Below are 1815 nucleotides of genomic sequence, written 5' to 3'. Positions count from 1 at the left end.
CTCATACCGCCCTCGACGATGATTTTGCCCATGATGATGCCGGTAAACGCCACCACCGAGCCGACCGAAATATCAATGCCGCCGGTGAAGATGACGAGGTTTACGCCCAGCGCCAGCACCGCGATGACGGTCACCTGCTGGAGGATGTTAATCAGGTTGCCGACCGAGCGGAACGCAGGCTCCGCAATCGACATCACGACGCACAGCACAATCAGCACGATCAGGGACGACATATTGGAAAGGTCGACCTTCTTCATTTTTTCTTTCATCGGTATGCACCCCTTTTACAGATTGGTTTTCGCGCCGGTCGCGTAGCCGACGACCAACTCTTCGGTGACATGCTGCATGTCCTCGCCCTCAATCAGGCCGGTCATTTCGCCCTCGTGCATGACGTAGATACGGTCGGACACGCCCATGCATTCGGCAAGCTCGGAGGAGACAACGACGACCGCCTTGCCCTGTTCCTTGAGACCGTTCATGATTTTGTAGATTTCAGCCTTCGCGCCCACGTCAATGCCGCGGGTCGGCTCGTCGAAAATGACGACGTCCGCGTTCGTGTTGAGCCACTTGCAGATAACGACCTTCTGCTGGTTGCCGCCCGAAAGGTTCTTGGCCTTCTGCCGGAGCGACGGTGTTTTGACGTTCATCGAGTCCGCCAGACGCTGGTTGTTGGCGGTTTCCTTGGCGGCATTGAAGCCGAAGGGCGTCATGGCACTGTCGAGATTAGCGAGCGAAATGTTCTGGTTTAAGTCAAAATTCAGGATAAGACCCTGATTTTTTCTGTCCTCGGTCAGCAGTGCGAGACCGAGCTTTTTGGCCTGCTCGCAGCTTTTGATGTGCGCCTGCTTTCCCTTGACGAAAATCTCGCCGCTGTCATATGGGTCGGCGCCGAACACGGCGCGCATCAGCTCGGTGCGTCCCGCGCCCATCAAACCGTAAAATCCGGTGATTTCGCCCGCGCGGGCGTAGAACGACAGGTTTTTGAGCGTATTTCCCTGCTGCATATTTTTGACCTCAAGCAGCTTTTCGCCCGGCTCTACCGACACCTTGGGGTAATAATCGGTCAGCTCGCGGCCAACCATCATGGCAACCATCTGGTCGATTGTGATATCGCAGATGTTGACCGTGTCGATGTACCTGCCGTCGCGAAAAATGGTCAGGCGGTCACCGATTTTCATGATTTCCTCTAAGCGGTGCGAGATGTAGACGATGGCCACGCCCTCGCTTTTGAGCTTGTGGATGATGTTGAAAAGCGCGTCGACCTCTTTTTCGGTCAGTGCCGAGGTCGGCTCGTCCATGATGATGATGTCGCACTTGAAGGACAGCGCCTTGGCGATTTCGACCATCTGCATCTGGCCGACCGACAGGGTCGAGACCAGCGCCTTCTCCGAAATATCGGAGTTGATGGAATCGAGCAGAGTGCGCGCGTTGCGGTTCATCGTTTTCCAATCGACCATGCCGCTTTTCGTGGTCGGCTGCCGGCCGAGGAACATATTCTCCGCGACCGTCAGGTTTTTGAGCAGGTTCATCTCCTGAAAGATGATGCTTACGCCGCGGGCGCGCTGTTCGTCAACGCTCCGCGCGACGATTTCCTCGCCCTTGTAAAGGATGCGGCCCTCGTAATCGGTGTTGACGCCCGCGAGCACCTTCATAATCGTCGATTTGCCCGCACCGTTCTCGCCGAGCAGCACGTGCACCTCGCCGGGTTTCGCGTCAAATCGCACCTTGTCCAGCGCCAGCACGCCGGGGAACTGAACCGTGATGTCCTCCATGCGGACGATGTATTCCTCGTTCATTTGCCGTTCGCCTCCCTAT

At 56.5% G+C, this 1815-nt stretch carries 1 protein-coding gene and 1 pseudogene; both read right to left on the bottom strand.

Annotated features, from left to right (window positions below):
• Positions 1–269, bottom strand: a pseudogene (locus QOX26_RS14280) (ribose ABC transporter permease); the annotation flags it as partial.
• Between the two features lie 15 nt (positions 270–284).
• Entirely contained in the window at positions 285–1796 is a 1512-nt protein-coding gene (locus QOX26_RS14275; RefSeq protein ID WP_283675634.1) for a sugar ABC transporter ATP-binding protein, read from the bottom strand.
• Between the last annotated feature and the right edge of the window lie 19 nt (positions 1797–1815).

The sequence above is a fragment of the Butyricicoccus sp. Marseille-Q5471 genome (assembly GCF_951230135.1).
GTDB lineage: Bacteria > Bacillota > Clostridia > Oscillospirales > Butyricicoccaceae > Agathobaculum.
This window is presented reverse-complemented; position numbering and strand designations above follow the sequence as displayed.